The following is an 18729-nucleotide window of genomic DNA, read 5'->3' as shown; positions in this document are numbered from 1 at the left end:
GGCCGGCGCATCAACGAAGTGAAGCGTCAAACCTGACCAACCACCGCGCCCCCCAAACCGAATCACGGAGAACCACATCATGCTGAGCTGGGACGACGACGTTCAAGCCACTCCGCAGGCCGCACCGCAGCCTGCCCTGCAACCCGCTGCATCGGCTGCCACCGCTGACCAGCAAGGCGTCCTGCCGCCGAGCGCCACGCAAGCCGGCGTCCTGGGCAACAACCCCAACGCCGCCGCCGCGCAAAGCAACCGCCGCGTCAACGCCGCCGACAAGCGCGTCATCAACGGCTCGACCGACGTCAACCAGCTCGTCCCATTCAAGTACAAGTGGGCGTGGGAAAAATACCTGGCCGGCTGCGCCAACCACTGGATGCCGCAGGAAATCAACATGTCGCGCGACATCGCGACGTGGAAAGACCCCAACGGCCTGACCGAAGACGAGCGCCGCATCATCAAGCGCAACCTCGGCTTCTTCGTCACCGCCGACTCGCTGGCCGCCAACAACATCGTGCTGGGCACCTACCGCCAGATCACCGCGCCGGAATGCCGCCAGTACCTGCTGCGCCAGGCCTTTGAAGAGGCCATCCACACGCACGCCTACCAGTACATCGTTGAATCGCTGGGCCTGAACGAAGCCGAGATCTTCAACGCGTACCACGAAGTGCAGTCGATCCGCGACAAGGACGAGTTCCTGATCCCGTTCATCGACACGCTGACCGACCCGTCGTTCAAGACCGGCACGCCGGAAAGCGACCAGAAGCTGCTGAAGTCGCTGATCGTGTTCGCCTGCATCATGGAAGGGCTGTTCTTCTATGTGGGCTTCACGCAGATCCTGGCGATGGGGCGGCAGAACAAGATGACTGGGGCGGCGGAGCAGTATCAGTACATCCTGCGGGATGAGTCGCTGCACTGTAATTTTGGGATCGACCTGATTAATCAGATCAAGCTGGAGAATCCGCATCTTTGGACGGCGGAGTTTAAGGCTGAGATTACTGAGCTGTTCAAGAAGGCGGTGGATCTGGAGTATCGCTATGCGGAGGATACGATGCCGCGTGGGGTGCTGGGGCTGAATGCGCCGATGTTTAAGTCGTATCTGCGGTTTATCTGCAATCGTCGGTGCCAGCAGATTGGTTTGGATCAGCTGTTCCCGAATGAGGAGAATCCGTTCCCGTGGATGTCTGAGATGATCGATTTGAAGAAGGAACGTAACTTCTTCGAGACGCGCGTCATTGAGTATCAGACGGGTGGGGCGTTGTCGTGGGATTGAGGTAGTAGTAGTTAATAGTAAGCAGTGTGGTGTAGGTTGAGAGTGACGAAAAATGGGGGCAGTAGGCTCCCTTTTTTCTAGTTTGACTGACGTTCCTCAATTAACAAGGGTTAGGGGTGATTCGCCATGCTAAATGGATTTGATAAGCTTCAACGTCAAATGAAGGACGCGCAAAATGTGCTGCAAGCCTTAGATGGTGACCTCTGTACTGTGAACTTCAATCCAAGCGATCCAGCAAGCATCGAGGCGGCAATCCTGCAAGTATCGAACCTGATTGATGAACGTGTCGGTGTACATGCCTCTAACCCAATTATTGGTCCATTGGCTGAGCAGATGAAGCAGAAGTACCGCGAGGCGATAATTGAACGTGCGGCGACTGCAAGGCTGTCAAATACCAAAGAGTAATGATTGGCGATATCTTTAGCAAAATTAACGATGCGGTATTGGATCTGCAGGGTGCTCAGTATCAAACATATGAGCAACCGCTAAAGAAGCTTGCACGCTTGCTTGCTGATCCGGACCTCAGAGCCGCAAATGAAACGCTAACGGCATCCGTTGACCTTGAAGCCTTCTTGGCGGCAAGCAAGCGCACGGAAAGTGGCATGGCTGGGAGTCACAAACTCGCGTGGCCTGATGATGATGAGCAGTGCCTAGGACTTACCTTGCTGCTTATCGGAAAACTCGCTGCTGATCCTTCCTATGCAATAAATTTTGGCCACTATTTTTTTGGTGGTAGTAGCAGCAAGCTAATCTCTGGGATCCATGGATTTACGGGGCAGATCGTTGTGCCTTTTGTAAGGGATTACAAAGAGTACGTTATGAGTAAAGGAGAGCGGCCGCAAAATAGATCATTGTCGCCCAATAAGGTTTTTATTGTTCATGGCCACGATGATGCTGCGTTAAATGGTTTGGCTCGTTTTATCGAGCGGCTTGGACTGACCGCAATCATCCTGAAAGAGCAACCGGATCGAGGTCGCACTATTATTGAGAAATTTGAGGACTCGGCCGGAGATGTTGGTTTTGCGGTGGTACTCCTTACACCCGATGACGTTGGAGGTGCGGTAAGGGAAGGTTCGACTGACGCCCGGGCACGTCAGAACGTAATTTTTGAACTTGGTTACTTTTCCGGGAGGCTTGGTCGGGGCCGTGTCTGCCTGCTTCGTAAAGGCGAGGTTGAAATTCCATCGGATTTATTCGGCGTCATCTATACGGAAATGGATCCGGCGGAAGGTTGGAAGACTAAGCTGGTGCGGGAATTGAAAGCAGCGAAGTTGGAATTTGATGCAGATAAACTTTGGCAGTAGACATACATTGTTGTCCAATGAGGGGCTGTGATGTTTGCTGTCGGAGATGTGGCATTTTTCCAGTTTCGAATAAGGAAAGGGAGGGTAGATCTATTTCAAAGATCCAGAAATAGATCTGCCCTCCCTTTTTTCTCTTGGCTTATGAGTATTCTTCGAGAAAAATTCGGGTCTGGTGGATTATCAAGATGGAGTTCGCAACCGATTCAGATGCAGTCTAGCGGCGAAAAGTTCGACGCCAAGCGAGATGAAGTAGCCCTAGCTGATCGGGACACCTAAAAGGCCCTTGGTCGTCACTATGGCAAAGGAGCTGTTGACGAGTTAGCCTCAAGCAGCCCCAAGGCGAGCAGAACGTCTCGGCCGATATAGTCAATGATGTTGTTGCTATTTTCCTCGTCCACCTCTCCGCTGATGCGACCAATGACCTGACCCACTACTACCTCCCACGGCGCGCGGGAGCCTAGAATGGCTGGAATCAACTGACGCACACTTTTGATTTTTGTGTTACGTCCTCTATCGCTAGAACTAAGAAGGGCGAGCAGCTTGTCGCGATCTTGGTGCTTCGGATTTTCGTCGTACCATTTTTTTCCGGCCTCGACCAGACCATCCCAATTGGAGCCCAAAGATCTGAGAACGTCATCAGTCGTCACTAGGTTTTCTACGGCGTAGCACTGAAGACGAAAACGAATCACGCAACCTACCGAGGGAAGAGCCTCCTGAACGCCATCACCATCTCTGATAGAAAACGCCTTCGGCTGATCATACATCGCGCTCAGAAGTTTGTTCGCGAAGACTTCCAGTTCAGTTTGTTGATCAACGCTGGTTGCTAGACAGGGGAAAATCTTCAATCGACCCTGAGAAGTACGGGCGGCTTGTTGCCAGACGCGCTCGTCGTCTTCGCCTTCCAGGATCACTGGCACGTCGCCATTAATAATTTGAGAAAGCGGGTGACCGAAGAAGGGAGCCATTTTCTGCAACTGCTTTGAGACAACTTCCTGTCTTACGTGCATGTACTCAAATACCTTTGACCCCAAGCTTGCGGCGTTAGAGCGACTCAACTCGTTGATTAGTGGGGTACTGTGAGTAGAGACGCACACCATTGTCTGTGCCCGAAGATCCTGACCTTGACTGTCCAGTTCGGATATCAAAAATCTCGCGAATCGGGCTTGCAAGTCTGGATGAAGGTGAACGTCAGGCTCATCGAGCAGCAAGACGTTCAGCTTGGCCGGATCGCATAACTCAAAGAAATGCAGTACTTCAGCCGCTAAAGCGATCAGTTCTGATTCACCACTGCTTAGGTCATTTGGCGTTATAGCCTGCCCGTTCTGCGTTCGGAAGATAAATTCCTGTCCATCCGCGCGGTCGATAATGATGTTTGTAAGCATGGCGTTGATCTTCGCCAACTGCATACTGGAGAAGGTCTTTGAAAAATCGGACCGCAAATCGAGGTCAGTTTCGAGACGCACTGCAAATCGCATTGCGAGATCGCGTAGCTTACCAGCAGACGCCTGCTTAAAACTGTCAGCTTGGTTCCGTATCCGCTGGCTCTCAATCCAGTTTCTATTTTGACGCTCGTTGTGCTCGATATTTGGCGAGTACTCGAACGTCCCGGCCCGCTCTGGACTAACGTACCTGACAAAAAACTGCGGCTGATCCCGCAAATTTGAGAACGCGCGAAGGAATCGGCTTTTTCCTGAACCGTTCCGGCCAACAATGATATTGAGTCGAGTAGGGTTTTCGAGTACAGCTCCGCCGCACTCGAGCCTTTCAGGTGGTGCCATATGAATCCAAATAGTTTGGTGAGGGATTGATGCGCATTGTGTCATTATTATATCCCCGTGCGACGACATCCAGAGTCTAGAGAAAGGGGACGGATCCTTTTCGGGGAAAGGGGCAGGTCTTTTTCAAGATCAGATCAGAAATCGATCGACCCCATAGTCTTGTCCTGACAGGGATTGGGGGGAACCGCAGCAAGGCATCTACGAACCCCTTTCCGCGGCAGCTATTCCGAGGAAATTACGACAACCTTGTTCCGTACTTCCACTTTGAGCGCTTGCCCGACCTTGAAGCCTGCCCGTTCCAGCCATACCCCACCTAGTCGAATCCATGGAACGCATCGCATCCCACTATAGCGGTTACCTTCAGTTGCCTTGACGCGGAAATGCCTGTAACTGGTCGTGCATGTGCGCACGTGCGCAGTGGGAGATATCTTGTGCATAGCGAACTCCTGATTCGAAACTTGGATTCGCCCGTGCAAGCTGGGCGGCCGGGCACTTGAACACCGCCCGCAGATCGGCCCGCATGTTTCCCCTTTCGGGTCTTGTATCGATGCGCGCTGCCCGGCCCTAGCAGAAAGCTATGGAAGACACTCCACGACTGTCGGACGTGGCAACGCTGCGGGAGGTGTGTTCAGCACCGAGAGCTAGGCTAAGGATTGCGGATACTGCCGGCAATGAGACAACTCTGCATTGCGGTACCGCAAGCCACGGGCTGACGCCAATCGTTCCCAGTCGCCTAGCTGATCGGCAGGCGAAAGTACCTGTCTCCCAGATAGGCCAGATAGGTCCGATGCTCTGGTCGACTAGCTGAACAAAACTCCCCAAAGATCGCCTGGTAACTGATGGCTTTGAACTTCAGTTCATCGCCAACCAGCTCTTGGAACCTCCGGATCTCGTCCCGATGACGCTCCCCGTGTGGTCCTGGCCAATCGAAGTACACATACCGCAGCACCCAACGGTCTCCGTACTGCCGAGCAAGCGCAAGGGCATGCTTAAGTAGCTGAGGCGCGCCAATGTGCCGGAACGCTTCCCGGCCGTCTTGCAGGGCTTCCGCGAGCGCCTGTGCCCGCGGCAACTCGACCTCTTCCCAGCGGCGACGCCCTTTTGCAAGGTATGGCGGCCTGAACGCCTCACCCACCTGCGTTGCCTTGCCGCGCAGCCATTCCGTGAACTTGCTCTCCACGCCGGCCATGACGCCGTTCGCCAGAGGCAGGCACACATCCAGGTTGGCGTGACTGTCGACTCCGGTGGACAGTTTGGATTCGAATAACGCTGCTGTGGGGCAGGAGGGTAGCGCCAGCGCTTTCATCAATGGCGTGGCATCCGCGCAATCGGTCCAGAAATCGAAGATGTTCGCGGCCAGCGCAGAAGACGAATGCAAGGCTCGCATCTTTGCCGGCTTGTCTCCACGCTCCAGCAGCTCGCCGCCGTCGCCATTTGCAAACGCCGCCAACGTTGCTGGCGAAAGTGGTCGCATCAGATTCAGGTCCAGATGGGGGACATAACCGCGTGCGTCAAAGGCGATGCCCCGGTTCGCTGCCCATTCCTGCTGTTCCCTGCAAATGGCTGTTACAGACATGAATCGTCTCCGTCGAGGGAGTTCCCTAGCAGACTGGCGGTCATGTAAGGAATCGTGGTTACAGATGGCGATTGTTTATCAGTCGAGAGGGGCAGGGAATCCGCCGAATGGTGGAGCGGGAAATATGCGCTGGCCGATGTCCGACATCGTCCCGCCCACTAGCCAACGTGTTATCGCGACCTCTGATCAAGGCTCCATCAACTGCGGCGCCCCCGATCAACGCAGTGCTGGCGTGCCCCTCGCGTCTTTGGGATCTTGATCTGCCGTAAAGACAGCACTAAGTACGCCACGTATAGAACCTCAGCCCAACGACGAAAGGAGAGAACCATGGCTGATGTTCGAAATGCACTCCGAGACGGGGATGCGACAAGTACCGGTGGAACGCTCATGGGTACCGGCGATATGTGGCACCACAGCGTTCGTGTAGCAGTGGAAGGCGATGTTGCTACGTGTCCGGTGTGCAAGAAGGGTGGAAAGGCATTCAACGACTGCCATCCTGCCTTTGACCTGATGGGCAAGCAGATACTCGTCGAAGGGGCGCGGGTGTATTGCTCTTGTGCCGTGAAGCCATTCGTCATTTCTTCCCAAAACAACTTCACCATAGAGGTGAATCAAGGAACATCCATTGCAGGCGCATCATGGAAAGAAGCCAACGCGCCGCAAACATTCAACAAGCTTTCGGAAGGCGTTACCGGCAACGAGCACACTTCGGATGAGGCAAGGATCTGCCCGAGTATGAGCAATGAAATGTTCCACAAGATAATGAGTCGGCTTCGTGATAAGGCGGTTCGCCTTTTAGGCGACCGCCTCGGCGAACTTGAGCGATGGAGCCGTGCGGATCAGGACAAGGTCAGTCTATGGTTCGGCTCTGCATTGCCCGAAACGCGAACTACCCTGCTCGACGGTCTCGTCCGGATCCGCGAAATTATGAAAGGCTTGACGGCAAAGAACTACGAGCGAAGCACGCCCGAAGCGCTTGCGCGGGTCGGATGTGTACCACGATCCGGGTCAGGGCAAATTCCCGCTTCTGCGAGCGTTTGCAAGCCGGACGGTACCTACACGATCTTCATCGGCGACATATTCTGCTCCCAACCAGATGAAAACAATCGCTATGACGGCATGCCTCTTGCAAAGGACTCCAAGCTGGTAACGTTGATTCACGAGGTGTCGCATTTTCCCGCTGCGATGAATACAGATGACCACTGGTACAGTATGACGCGGTCGCAGGAGCGGGCGGCTGCCCGCGATATGTTCTGCTTGAGCAATGCCGACAATATTGCCGCCTACGTGGTGAACATCCCGAACTGGAACGGGGATAAGCCGATTTGGAGGCAGCAATGAAGAGGATCCTCGTCTTGTTGGCACTCCTGCTTGCCACGCCCATACCTTCCTTCGGCTGCAGCTTGGGTAACCTGGAGCTGGATCCCATCTTCGAGCCGGGTGCTTCTCGTTTGTCTGCGCAAGAGATGCTGCGATTGGCCGACTGGCGGTCTGAACTGAGGCTCAGGTTTCCAAATGCGGGCGAGTTCTACGTTGAGGTCCAGGCAAACAAAGCTGCGGGCGTACCCGCTCGGCTTGCGGAAATCCGGCGGATACACCTAATGGAAGCCCTCCAGAACCTCGGCGTCGGGGTGGCTGATATCCAGGTGTCCAGAGTTGTCGAGAGAAGCGTTGACCCAGCGCACCTGGCAAGAACGGACCTGAAGCCGCAGGTAGTCCGCTACATCAATACTGCCGCTATTGCGATCAACCCCAGATGCCCACATGCTTGTTGTCCGGGGCCACAACCTATCCGGCACTGATCCAAGTATCAGGAGTATCGTGGACCTCGGCTTCGCTCGACGGTGTCGTGTTGCTGCATGACATATCGACATGGGTCGGCGCGGCCGAGTTCTTGGAATGGTGCACATGATTTGAGGCCCTTCACCCGGCACGGATTTCGCATCTGGAGGGGACGCGGTTCAATCCGCCGAACCTTGCGATCAGCGCTGCGTTGAACCTCCGGGGCGTGGCGATGGGGCGCACGGCTATGGTCTGTGACGAGATCAGGGGCGGACGGCTGGTGAATGTCTTTGGCAAGCACGTACGCGCGCCGACGCGCCACATGCTGCTTGCTCGTGATCCTGAGGATCGGCGTGTGAAGATCTTCTCGACGTGAATGAAGAGCGGGCACGCCTAAGGTCGCCTCTATTGCCCCCGCAATAACAAGGAATGCCGCTGCGTGAATGACGACGCCCCATACATTGCAGACCAAGAAATAGCCATGGAATACGCCTTCACTTTCAGATTCCTGCTGTCGCAGGCCGACCACGACATTAAAGCACTGGCCGAACGCCTGGGCGATGCAGGCTGTGATGACGCACTCGTGGGTACCGGCATGCCAGGACGCGTGGCGTTGTCATTTGTCCGCGAGGCAGATTCAGCGAAGGCGGCCATGGTGAGCGCGCTTGCCGATGCCCGGCGCGCCATGCCGTCCGCTACGCTGATCGAAGCGGTTCCCGATCTGGTGGGATCGATATCGCCGATGCCATCGGCATGTCCCGCCAGAACATGCGCAAGTTGATGCCCGGCTATCCCGAGTCTTTTCCGGCGCCGGTGCGTGAAGGCAGCACCACATTCTGGCACTTGCTGGATGTGCTTGTATGGCTGGATCAGCGCGATTACAGCATTGACCCGATTCTTCTGGATGTCGCCGCCACGGCCATGCAAGTCAATCTTGCCCGGTGCGCCAGTCAGGTGGTGCCTGCCATGGCGCGGGAGTTTCGGGCGCTGGTGGGGTAGGGGCAACGCACTGGAAGACACCCAAGTGTTCGACAGCCGGGGGCGGGCGAGGGAGTCGACCAAGAACGGCAAATCACTCAGCGCTTCCGAACAAACCAATTCCCAGTGGTGGATCAAACGAATCGGCTTCATCGGTCCAACCGTCGAGGTTGCCGCATTTCATCCGGTAGGAAACTACAGCTTTCGTCTCGACGTTGACCAGTCGGCATCGTGTGCCCGGCGGAACGGTTCCCTTGAAAGGCCCGTGCCGCTGCAATACGTCAAGCGGGTTATCGTGCAGCGGAACGGGGGCTACTGCCGTTCGCCCCGCGACGTCGATGACATAGCCGCTGAACCAAGCGTATGCGAGGCACAACGCAGCAGCACATGCACTCCAGATGAATACCCTACCAATTGCCGGACGCGCCACCCTCGTAACCCTTCCCGTAGAACCTACGTTCGATAAGCCTGTTTGACTTTTCCAGTGCGGCGAGCAACTCCGCAGGGGATACTGGCGTCGGAAAATAGCGGGGGTCATGCGCCATGATGCCAATCATCTCCAGCACATCCGCGACATTCGAACTACATGAGTTATTGAGCACACTATACTCTGCGTCTACCATCACCCGTCTGTCCAGTTCATCGCGGAGAATGGTCTTCTCGCGCGGGGTAACCCATAGGTACAGCCCAGCCACATCGCGCTTGACCCTTTGCGTATTGCTCTTAAGGTACTCCGAAAGCGAGCCCTTGTAGTACCGTTCATGCGCTCGGCTGTACACCGTACCGTCGATTCCTATTGCAACGTGTCCGAAGGCGGAGGCAGGGCGTGGCAAGCTATCGAAGACAAAAACTTCTACGTACTCTCGCTCGATATAGACTGACTTCGGTTCGTCATTACTGGCAGGTGTAGTCGTGCGCGTGGCGACCTTTGTCATCCGCTTGCCGTTTGGGGAAATGATCGTATCGGTCATGCTCATCCTTCCACATAAATTGCGACGTCTTCCGATTGCGCGACACTTGATACCAGGTGGGTACGGCCATCGGCATCTGTCGTGCCATGTTCAACTTCACCATTTCCTCGCTTGATCGCGTAAGCAATATTCGGAACTGGATCCTGCGAGCTCGCGTCGCGAATAACATAGCGCTCGTCATATGCAAGCCCCGAAACACTATCTTCAGATGCTCCGCCATGGACAGCGTTACTCGCAATCTGTGCTTGGCCGTACCCGCTGCGAGAGACCTCGATCGTGAAATCGTGCTGGGTATGGAGAACGACGGGCCTGTTTGCGCACCTGCAATTGACGCGGGCGCCACTCACTAGGATTTGTTTGCCGAGAATGTCGAAAGCCGGGTAGCAATCGTTCATCACCGATCCAGTTGATTTGCAGGCCGGACACGTCGCAATGTCCCCTTCCACGCCGACGCTCACGCCATGGTGGATCATGTGGTTTGTATGGGCGATGAGTTGGCCACCTGTAGTGGTTGGGTCGCCATTCTTTAGTGCGTAACGAATATCTGGCATTGGTTCCCTTCGGCTGGAAGAAGCTCCATCAAGCGTGACAGAGCGCCACCATGGGATAGAACCGCGCGAACGTTGCGACGTCAATAGAGAGAACATCTTCCGCGGCGCCCGATCAACGCAGTGCCGGTGTACCCCCACGCATCTTCGGGATGTTGATCTGCCGTAAAGACAGCACTAAATACACCGCGTATAGAGCTTCTGCGCAACTTCGAGATGAAGGCCCGGATGTGCGATCAGTTCTGCATCGCCGATGCGAACAACATTGCAGGCTATATCGTCAACATCGGAGATTGATCATGCTGCGAAGACTCACCGCTGCCCTGCTGTTCAAGTGGTGCAGCCCCACATTCCCTTGCGCGCTGATCGGCCTCGAGCACGAACTCAGCTTTGGCAACGCCGACAGCGTCTTGCCGGCAGCGGAAGTCCGCAAGCTGGCCGAGTGGAACGCAAGAATGAAGGAGAGCTTTCCCAGTGGAGGGCAATATGCCGTCTTTGTCAGGCGAGCATACAGCGGACGGCCATCGATGAATCTAGCCATGATGCGCCTGGAAAGCGCCAAGGCAGCTTTGGGGGCCATCGGTCTGGTGCCGGAGCGGATCGAGCATTCGGAAATCGATACCGCGATTCTTGAGCTTCGGACCAGTGGTAAGAGCGTGGGTCCAGTAAGCGAGGTCTATGTAGCATTTCAACCGGCCTGTCCGCATCCGTGTTGCCTTGGGCCACAGCCAATCCGGTAGAAACCAATCCCGGGACTGGAGGGACCTTCTTGTACAAAAGGAGGCCAGACAAATGAAATAATTTGCTTGCAAGATACCCGGCCTTGCCCTGTCTTCGGTGCTGCTAATGGGTGCCGGAGTCCTGGCCGTACTCCTATATCCATTCTCGCTCTCAAGCGACAATACGACGATCGATGTCATCTACATGCAGTACGCCTGCGGGGACTGCTACGTACAGTACCGCGTGCTAAGGGCTGGTGAACGAGGGGGGCAGATGCAAGCCAGAACGTTCGATAACGAGAACGATACCCCGACGCGGTTCATTGGCTGGGATGTCGTTGTTCTATACAAGGGCTCTGACCAGCCGCTTATCAAGTACGTGGACCCAAGCACCGCCTCACGCAATGACTGCATGAGCCCCGTCGTCCGGTTGCGGGGGCAGTTCAAGCGCAAGCTGATCTACATGTTCCTCTACTCCGGCGACAGATACGATGGCATCTACTTTGATGCGGACACGGCATCGATCGTCCCGAACGGCATCCACGGCTGCAGGCCGAGTCGCGGGGCGTCGATCCGATAGTCTATCGATCCGTAGGGCGCTCCCCGGTCCTTGCCATGAGACAGGTCGCATAGGCCATGACCATTGATCACGAAACCAAATCGGCTGGCGACGTCGCAATGGTGCGGCGGGCCGTCGCAACCGTCTACGGCATAGACGCGATCGAAGTGCATGAAGTCGTGCACGGGGTGAATCGAACATTCTCGCTGACGGATTCCGCCGATCGGACCTACTACCTTCGTCTGTACAGAACCCATGGACGAGGCGAAGTCGAGATCGACGCCGAGCTGCGTTTGCTAGCGCGAATCGAGCGGGATGATCTGCTGGAAGTATCGAGTGCACATTCAACGCTCCGGGGCGGAAGGCGCTTTCGTCTTGCCTTGTCGGACGGTGCTATACGTCATGCAGCTTTGTTTGACGCGGCAGTGGGACGTCCTGTGGAGATGACCTGTGATGATCTCGCTGCAGCCGCGAACGCGCTGAAGCGTCTTCATGCGCAGCCTGCGTTGGGCGAGCTCGCACCAAGCAGACATATTGCAGAGCTTGGTGAGGCATATCGGACGCTGAACCGTTTGGCCGAAGCGTTCGCCTTTGCCGGTAGCGCAGCAGCGACAGTCAGGGACCGTTGCAAGCACTTGGCGGCTGCCGGTTGGCCGCCTGCCGGTATGCCCATCGGCTTCTGCCATGGCGATTTCCGAATGGCGAATATGCGGATCGAAGGCAGGCGAGTCACGTTGTTCGACTTCGACGACTGTGGATGCGGGCCGCAATGGTTTGACCTGGCCACCATTGGATGGTGGCTCGAGACCGAAGGCCGAGGCGATTCAGCGTCTTTGTGGCGTGCGTTCGTCAATGCCTATATGCCAGCGTTGTATGGCTCCCCTGGGTTTCGCCTTTCGATCCCTGCTCTGGTCCTGCTTAACGAGATCAGGTCGATCGGCTTTCTGCTTGATTACTGTCTACTGGAGAAGACCACTTGGCGCGAGCTGTGCAAACGTGTGGATGATCTGAGCTACCGCGCAGTGTCAGGTCAGTTGGCCATTGACCGTTGGTTCGCGTAAGCAAGAAGGAAATACCAGCGAAGGGGCTCTCATGAAGATTGAGATCCGCACTGCGACGCATAGCGAGCTCGAATGGTACAAGCTTCTGCATTCCGACGAGGCGTTCAACCGATGGATCGCGCGAAGCATCAACGATCCGCAGTCCATGGAGAACGTCCCGGCCAGATTTGTCGGCGTGCGTATCGTTGGTGCTACTTGATACAGCGTTGTGCAAAGAGCCTTCCCGGCACACGTTCGGGAGGTGGGCCACCCATTCCTCTAGTTGACGTTGCGCCCCTTCCCATCCCAGTACGGCGCCCGCAACTCCCTCTTGAGAATCTTGCCCGCAGCGGACAACGGCATCGCGGTACGGAATTCCACTGACTTCGGGCATTTATAGCCCGCGATGAACTGCCGGCAGTGCTCCCTGATCTCGCCTTCGCTCACCGCTGCACCTGGCTTGGCAACAACGATCGCATGCACGGACTCGCCCCATACCGGATGGGGGATGCCAATGGCTGCGCACATTGCCACGTCGGGATGGCGGCCAATGGCATTCTCGACTTCTGCCGAGTACACGTTCTCGCCGCCGCTGACGATCATGTCCTTCAGGCGGTCGACAATGAAGATATGGCCCTCTTCATCCATGTATGCGCCATCCCCGGTGTGGAGCCAGCCGTCGCGCAGGGCGCGGGCAGTTTCCTCGGGCTTGTTCCAGTAGCCACGGGTGACGCTCGGCCCGCGAACGATCAGTTGGCCCACCGAGCCGCGGGGCAGTTCTGCGCCATCGGCATCGACAATCTTTACGGCGAGTCCGTATGCCGGCCTGCCGACCGAAAGATGCAAGCCGCGTGTGCGGGCGGCCTCGCCATGGTTCTCGGGCGGATTCGTGCAGACAATCATGGTCTCTGTCAGCCCGTATGAGTGCGCAAAGTACACACCCGGCAGCTTTGCCAATGTCTGCTCAAGTACCGATGCAATGATCGGCGATGCGCCATAGCCGATCCGGCGCAGGGTGGAAAGGTTGCGCTTGCCGAAATCCGGGTGCTGGATCAGCATCTGGATCATTGTCGGCACGAGGCCGAGATCCGTGATGCGCTCGCGTTCGATGGTCTCGAGCGCCTCGCCTGCTTCGAACGACGGCACGATGACGTGAGTCTCGCCGGCGATGAATTGCATCAGCAGCCGGTTCATCGCTGCGATATGAAAGAAGGGCCCGGAGTGCAGCACGCGGCCGTTCCGGATTGGCGGCGTATCGGCCATGCGCTGGATGCAGCCAGTCCACAGGCTCATGTGGGTCATCATGACGCCCTTCGGGAAGCCGGTGGTGCCGCCTGTGTACATCACAATGGCGAGGTCTTCGTAGCCGCGATGGGCATCGTTGGCCGGCGCCGCTTCTCGAATCAGCGTGTCGAACGACAGCATGCCGGCGGGCGCCTCGCCATCGCCGGCATGGATCAGAATCGGTGAGCGCCGGGCGGTCGTGCGGATGCCATCCGCCATGTGCAGGAAGTTGTCGTCGACGATCAGGATGCCGGTGTCGCAGTCATCGAGGGAATAGACCACTTCCGGCACGCTCCACCGCGAGTTGACCGGATTCAGCACACCGCCGCCCCACCAGACGGCCATCGCATATTCGAGATAGCGGTCGGAGTTGAGCGCAAGCATTCCGACCCGGTCGCCGCGCCCCATGCCCAGGGTCTGGAGCGCACCCGCCAGTCTGGCAACGCGGTCACCGAACTCGCGGAATGTGCGCTGGCGCCCGCGGAAGATCGTGGCCACTTTCTCCGGCGATTGCTGAAGGGATCGGTGCAGGGTATCGGTCAGGTTCACGGGAGATGCTCCGTCATGTCATGCTGCAAAGAGAAGCGATTGAACCATCGGGCACGGACTTGCGGCACAGGGTTATCCCGGTAACGAAGGCTGCCCCACCCGATCCGGGTTGGGCGAGCGTGGCATGCGTTCGTGCCGCGGGACGCAAGCAACTCTGTCCTGATCGTCGACACGCCGACGTAGGCATACGCAGGCTCTCCCAGCTCGATGCTGCGATATGTCCAGAACCTTAGCCACCCGAAACAAATGTAATCGTCTGTTAATGCCACGTGCCACCGCTCTGCTTTGGTATCAAAAGCGCGCTTCCCCTTTGGTACGATCCCGCTCTTTCCGCCAGCGCCCGCCATCGTGAATCGCCGCCATGTATCGTTGTTTCGTGAATATTGCGCACGGTGGCTCGCACGCATCCCACCGCTCTGCGCCGCCGGCAGCACCATAGCCAGACGCGGTTTCAACGGCGCGATGCGCCGCCTTCGTCACCCGACGCGACGCGGCATCGTGCTGACGCTCGCCGCATTGCCGGCGCTGTTCCTGCTATATGTGCTTGCGCTCGTGCCATTCACGCCGGGCATCGGAGACATTCGCAAAGCCCGTGTCGACCGGCCAGCGTTGATTGTGTCGGCCGACGGCAGGCTGATAGACGAATTCAAACCGGCCAATCGCGAGTGGGTGTCGCTCGGGCGGATATCGCCGTACATGGTGGAAGCGTTGATCGCAACTGAAGACCGGCGCTTCCGTGAGCATTTCGGCATCGACTGGATGCGTACTGCGTCGGCTGCGCTGCATACGTTTTCCGGTGACCGGCAGGGCGGCTCGACGATCACGCAGCAGCTCGCGCGCAACCTGTATCCCGAGGAGATCGGCCGCGCACCGACCCTCGCGCGCAAGCTCAGGGAAGCGATCACGGCGTTCAAGATCGAAGCCGTGTACAGCAAGGATCAGATCCTCGAGACGTACCTGAATACAGTGCCGTTCCTGTATAACGCCTACGGCGTGGAAATGGCCGCACGCACCTATTTTGGCAAATCGGCCCATCAGCTCGACATTCTCGAGAGCGCAACGCTAGTCGGCATGCTGAAGGCCAACAGCACTTACAACCCTGTGCTCAATCCCGATCGCGCGGTGCAGCGGCGCAATACCGTGCTCGGGCAGATGAATAAGTATGGGAAGCTCAATCCCGATGCCTATAACTGGTTGAAGCGACAACCGCTCAACGTCAATTTCGCATTGCAGACCGCGCAACCGGGCGCCGCACCGCATTTTTCGGCGCAGCTGCGCAAGTGGCTGATCGCGTGGGCCGATCGCAACGGCTACAACATCTATGCCGACGGGCTGGTCGTGCGCACTACCTTGGATTTCCGTCTGCAGGCGATGGCAACGCAGGCGGTGGACTGGCAGGCGAACCAGTTGCAATGGATCGCGAACGAAGCCTGGAACGAACGCACGGGCTGCTGGCCGGGCAACGAACTGTTCCAGGCATTCATCCGGCAAACGCCCGACTATCGCGCTGCACGCGATGCTGGCCGATCGGACCTGGCAGCACTTAGGAAGCTCGCCACGAACCCTGCCTTTGTCCGCGCGCTTTGCCGGAGCAAGACTCAGGTCCAGGCCGGCTTTGTCGCGATCGATCCACGCAACGGCGATATCAAGGCATGGGTCGGCAGTCGCAATTTCAGCGATGCACCGTTCGATCATGTGCAGCAGGCACGGCGTCAGCCGGGTTCGACATTCAAGCCGTTCGTCTATGGCGCGGCGTTCGCGGACGGGGCGCGGCCGAGCGATACGATCGTAGACCGGAACGTCGTCATTCCACTGGCCGGGGATGCGGTCTGGCGGCCTACCGATGCGGAACCGCCCACCGGCCGGCCGATGACGCTGCGCGACGCGCTGGCGTATTCGCGCAACCGCGTCACCGCGCAGCTCATGCAAAAGGAAGGCCCCGAGAAGGTCGCACGGCTCGCGCGCGCGATGGGCGTGCGCGAGAGTCCGCTCGAAGCGGTGCCGTCGCTAGCGCTCGGCACCAGCCCGGTCACGCTCAAGGAAATGGTCTCCGCGTATAGCACGATCGTGAACCGCGGAGCCTATATCGAACCGCGCATGGTCACTCGCATCGAGGATCACGACGGCAAGGTGCTCGCCGAGTTCGCGAAGGCAGTGCCGGAGCAGGCACTGCCCGCCGGTGCAGCGCAAACGCTCGTCGACGTGATGCGCGACGTCGTCAGCCGGGGCACCGGCGCGGGTATCCGGACGCGCTTCGGGATTCGCGCCGACGTGGCCGGCAAAACGGGCACGACGCAGGACAACACGGATGGCTGGTTCATCCTGATGCATCCGCAACTGGTCGCGGGCGCGTGGGTGGGTTTCGACGATGGGCGTGTGACGCTCGGCAACGATTGGGGGCAGGGCGCGCGCAGTGCCCTGCCGATGGTGGGCGCGTTCTACGACATGGCGTTGCGCGCGCGGGCGATCGATCCCGATGCGCGGCTCGGCCCCGAGAGCCGGCCGTCTCGCACGGTCCGTGCGCAACGGCATCGGCAGTTCCTCTTCTGGAGGTTCTGATGTCGGGCGTTCGCAACGCTCAGAGAATGCTCTTGAACGCTTGCCGTTCGCGACGCGATATACGCGATCTGACGCCTGGACCAGCGCATGGCGATGCGTAATCACGATTAGCGTTGGTACCGTTGCCGGACGCGTGCGAAGATTCGCGCCTCGCGTTCTGGGCCACGTAGCGCAGCACGGCTGCCTCGAAGACTTCTGCCTTGCCGGCAGAGCGGGTGTAGTAGGTTTTCTTGGAAATGCCGGCGGCGGCAATGGCCTCCACGCTGGTGGCGCCAAAGCCATGCTCGATGAAGAGCCGGGCGGCGTGAACCATGCACTACACCTCCGGCTGTGACCGCTCGGAAGCGGCTGTCCAGGGGCTTAGCCAGCTCTCAGCCATTTGTAGGCTCAACCTTACAATGGCCCGCCGTTGTCCCATCCGCGGCTCGGCTCGGCGACGGGCTCTGATTGAGGAGCGGTCGCTGGCTTCCTGCCACTCTTCCATCCGCGACTTGGCTCGGCTGCAGGCTCAAGTCGAGGCGGCGGGGCGTGGCGGTTCGCTCGCGGCCTGCCAGGCGGCGGGGTCGGAGCGGTCGCTTGCCCCGGCGCGCAAAGGGCGGCGACAGAATCGCGCTCGTCCCCTGTAGCCGTATGGACGATCGCTGTTGCTTCGTCCATGTTCAGGTCATCATCCGCTAGTACGCGCAGACATTCGATTAGATTTTCTCTGGTAGGGCGATAGTGCCCACTGGCGTTGGAGATTTCGCGAAGGATGCCATTTTCGACCACAATCTCGCCAGCGCAGATCACATTATTGCCAGCATTGAGCGACGAGTGATTGAATTGCGAGCTGACGTTGCCGACCAGGCGCCCGTTTTCGGTGCTGTTCTGCACGAACAGGTTTCCGTAGAGATCCATGGCATAGATCGTGATGCCCCTGGGCGTCGAATACCAGGCACCGTTGCGGCTAAGCCGCCCATTTGACACGGTAAGCATCGTTCCAAGGCGCTCATGCTTGCGCATATAGTGGACATACATGCTTTGGCTTGAGATGGGAGCCAGCTTCTCGTAGGCAGTGAAGTCCTCTGGCGTGAACTGATCGAACTGTCGACCTTGGACCAACGGAGATGGCTGCCTTGTGTGAGCATCATGGGCGAAGCTTCCGCCCACCGGCGAAATCGTCTGGTCCAATCCATACGTTCCCGCACGGCGAAACTGGTCCCTGGCTTGATTGAACAGCACTCGCTCGACGGAGTAGCCAGCTTGAAGGGGAACTCCTGTGCGGGGGCCGGAGAGTTGCTTCTTGCGTTCGAACTGCTCGTAGCTCATAAGTAAGAGCACCTGCTTGCGAAGGTCCCGCACAGCAACGCTTCGCAACGCGCTGTTCGTCGATTCTTTCCCCGCCTTAATCTTTATCCACTCGTCACACGCACCCAAGAGGGTGCCAAGATGCTGCATACGCCCATCTGCTGTCGGCGGTGGATTGGTCACCCATGCTTCCAGCATCATGTCGATTTTCAGTAGCTTCCTCCTGCCTCGGAAGCCGGAAAGTTTGGTCTTACTCTTAAATGCCTCCAGGCTGATCAGGGTGGGTTTCATGTGGTGCCTCTTGTGGACTGGAGTGATGAGCAGTGCGAGCGTCGGCTTTCGCGCAGCGCTATTGGCTCAGCGAAGGTAGTCCATCATGAGTCCGCGCCATGCCGTGTGCAATACCTGGAAACTGGTAATACTGAATGCACCCATTACCAGTGAGAGGACGGCAAGGCCGGGGATCAGGAGTCCGATGGCAACAAAAAGGCCGCGAGGCGGCGGGCTTTGATGGATGGGGCGCGGGTA

18 protein-coding genes and 1 pseudogene are annotated in these 18729 nt (G+C 57.8%); 11 read left to right on the top strand and 8 right to left on the bottom strand.

From position 1 onward, the window contains the following. Window positions 1-79: 79 nt before the first annotated feature. The 3 genes from AC3WLF_RS10275 (at window position 80) to AC3WLF_RS10265 (ending at window position 2571) form a co-directional block, all read left to right on the top strand. Window positions 80-1267 carry a ribonucleotide-diphosphate reductase subunit beta gene (locus tag AC3WLF_RS10275; RefSeq protein WP_492358167.1) on the top strand — a complete coding sequence of 396 codons (1188 nt, stop codon included), beginning with the start codon at window positions 80-82 and terminating at the stop codon, window positions 1265-1267. 126 nt (window positions 1268-1393) lie between these two features. Beyond that, window positions 1394-1672, top strand: a complete 279-nt coding sequence (locus AC3WLF_RS10270) for a YuaX family protein (RefSeq protein ID WP_492358166.1) — start codon at window positions 1394-1396, stop codon at window positions 1670-1672. Further along, on the top strand, window positions 1672-2571 hold the full coding sequence (locus tag AC3WLF_RS10265; RefSeq protein WP_492358165.1) for a TIR domain-containing protein: 900 nt from the start codon (window positions 1672-1674) through the stop codon (window positions 2569-2571). Before AC3WLF_RS10270 ends, AC3WLF_RS10265 begins: the two co-directional genes overlap by 1 nt. A gap of 293 nt (window positions 2572-2864) precedes the next feature. On the opposite strand, the gene AC3WLF_RS10260 is transcribed toward AC3WLF_RS10265, so the two are convergent. The 3 genes from AC3WLF_RS10260 to AC3WLF_RS10250 form a co-directional block, all read right to left on the bottom strand. After that, entirely contained in the window at window positions 2865-4349 is a 1485-nt protein-coding gene (locus AC3WLF_RS10260) for an AAA family ATPase (RefSeq protein WP_492358164.1), read from the bottom strand. A gap of 221 nt (window positions 4350-4570) precedes the next feature. Next, window positions 4571-4786, bottom strand: a complete 216-nt coding sequence (locus tag AC3WLF_RS10255) for a SymE family type I addiction module toxin (protein ID WP_492358163.1) — start codon at window positions 4784-4786, stop codon at window positions 4571-4573. Window positions 4787-5082: 296 nt separating this feature from the next. Further along, a complete protein-coding gene (locus tag AC3WLF_RS10250; protein WP_492358162.1) occupies window positions 5083-5925 on the bottom strand; it encodes a PGN_0703 family putative restriction endonuclease in 843 nt (280 codons plus the stop codon). A 327-nt stretch (window positions 5926-6252) separates the two neighbouring features. On the opposite strand from AC3WLF_RS10250, the gene AC3WLF_RS10245 reads away from it, so the two are divergent. The 3 genes and pseudogenes from AC3WLF_RS10245 to AC3WLF_RS10235 all read left to right on the top strand — a co-directional run bounded on the left by AC3WLF_RS10245 (window position 6253) and on the right by AC3WLF_RS10235 (window position 8706). After that, window positions 6253-7266: a M35 family metalloendopeptidase gene (locus AC3WLF_RS10245; RefSeq protein WP_492358161.1), complete on the top strand. Its 1014-nt coding sequence runs from the start codon at window positions 6253-6255 to the stop codon at window positions 7264-7266. Then, window positions 7263-7727 carry a hypothetical protein gene (locus AC3WLF_RS10240; RefSeq protein WP_492358160.1) on the top strand — a complete coding sequence of 155 codons (465 nt, stop codon included), beginning with the start codon at window positions 7263-7265 and terminating at the stop codon, window positions 7725-7727. Before AC3WLF_RS10245 ends, AC3WLF_RS10240 begins: the two co-directional genes overlap by 4 nt. Before the next feature lie 461 nt (window positions 7728-8188). Continuing rightward, window positions 8189-8706: pseudogene (locus AC3WLF_RS10235) on the top strand (DNA-binding protein). A 386-nt stretch (window positions 8707-9092) separates the two neighbouring features. On the opposite strand, the gene AC3WLF_RS10230 reads toward AC3WLF_RS10235, so the two are convergent. Both AC3WLF_RS10230 and AC3WLF_RS10225 read right to left on the bottom strand, forming a co-directional pair. Continuing rightward, window positions 9093-9656: a hypothetical protein gene (locus AC3WLF_RS10230; protein WP_492358159.1), complete on the bottom strand. Its 564-nt coding sequence runs from the start codon at window positions 9654-9656 to the stop codon at window positions 9093-9095. A gap of 2 nt (window positions 9657-9658) precedes the next feature. Further along, entirely contained in the window at window positions 9659-10207 is a 549-nt protein-coding gene (locus AC3WLF_RS10225; protein WP_492358158.1) for a PAAR domain-containing protein, read from the bottom strand. 296 nt (window positions 10208-10503) lie between these two features. Here AC3WLF_RS10225 and AC3WLF_RS10220 point away from each other — a divergent pair, with 296 nt between their 5' ends. The 4 genes from AC3WLF_RS10220 (at window position 10504) to AC3WLF_RS10205 (ending at window position 12742) form a co-directional block, all read left to right on the top strand. Next, window positions 10504-10944 (top strand): hypothetical protein, encoded by a 441-nt coding sequence (locus AC3WLF_RS10220; RefSeq protein ID WP_492358157.1) that lies wholly within the window; start codon window positions 10504-10506, stop codon window positions 10942-10944. A gap of 106 nt (window positions 10945-11050) precedes the next feature. Further along, window positions 11051-11503 (top strand): hypothetical protein, encoded by a 453-nt coding sequence (locus tag AC3WLF_RS10215; protein WP_492358156.1) that lies wholly within the window; start codon window positions 11051-11053, stop codon window positions 11501-11503. A 56-nt stretch (window positions 11504-11559) separates the two neighbouring features. Continuing rightward, entirely contained in the window at window positions 11560-12543 is a 984-nt protein-coding gene (locus AC3WLF_RS10210; RefSeq protein WP_492358155.1) for a phosphotransferase enzyme family protein, read from the top strand. 31 nt (window positions 12544-12574) lie between these two features. Continuing rightward, on the top strand, window positions 12575-12742 hold the full coding sequence (locus AC3WLF_RS10205) for a hypothetical protein (RefSeq protein WP_492358154.1): 168 nt from the start codon (window positions 12575-12577) through the stop codon (window positions 12740-12742). A 59-nt stretch (window positions 12743-12801) separates the two neighbouring features. On the opposite strand, the gene AC3WLF_RS10200 is transcribed toward AC3WLF_RS10205, so the two are convergent. Beyond that, a complete protein-coding gene (locus tag AC3WLF_RS10200) occupies window positions 12802-14355 on the bottom strand; it encodes an acyl-CoA synthetase (protein WP_492358153.1) in 1554 nt (517 codons plus the stop codon). Window positions 14356-14703: 348 nt separating this feature from the next. On the opposite strand from AC3WLF_RS10200, the gene AC3WLF_RS10195 reads away from it, so the two are divergent. Next, entirely contained in the window at window positions 14704-16914 is a 2211-nt protein-coding gene (locus AC3WLF_RS10195; RefSeq protein ID WP_492358152.1) for a penicillin-binding protein 1A, read from the top strand. 19 nt (window positions 16915-16933) lie between these two features. On the opposite strand, the gene AC3WLF_RS10190 is transcribed toward AC3WLF_RS10195, so the two are convergent. Together AC3WLF_RS10190 and AC3WLF_RS10185 are read right to left on the bottom strand one after the other, a co-directional pair. Then, the gene (locus AC3WLF_RS10190) at window positions 16934-17227 is read right to left on the bottom strand and encodes a helix-turn-helix domain-containing protein (RefSeq protein ID WP_492358151.1); all 294 of its coding nucleotides are present in this window, start codon (window positions 17225-17227) and stop codon (window positions 16934-16936) included. A gap of 80 nt (window positions 17228-17307) precedes the next feature. Then, window positions 17308-18492 carry an IQM protein middle domain-containing protein gene (locus AC3WLF_RS10185; RefSeq protein WP_492358150.1) on the bottom strand — a complete coding sequence of 395 codons (1185 nt, stop codon included), beginning with the start codon at window positions 18490-18492 and terminating at the stop codon, window positions 17308-17310. Window positions 18493-18729 lie beyond the last annotated feature (237 nt).

The organism is Cupriavidus sp. FW306-01-F10A (genome assembly GCF_058782785.1).
Note: the sequence above shows the minus strand (reverse complement) of the source record. Positions and strands in the feature narration are given on the sequence as shown.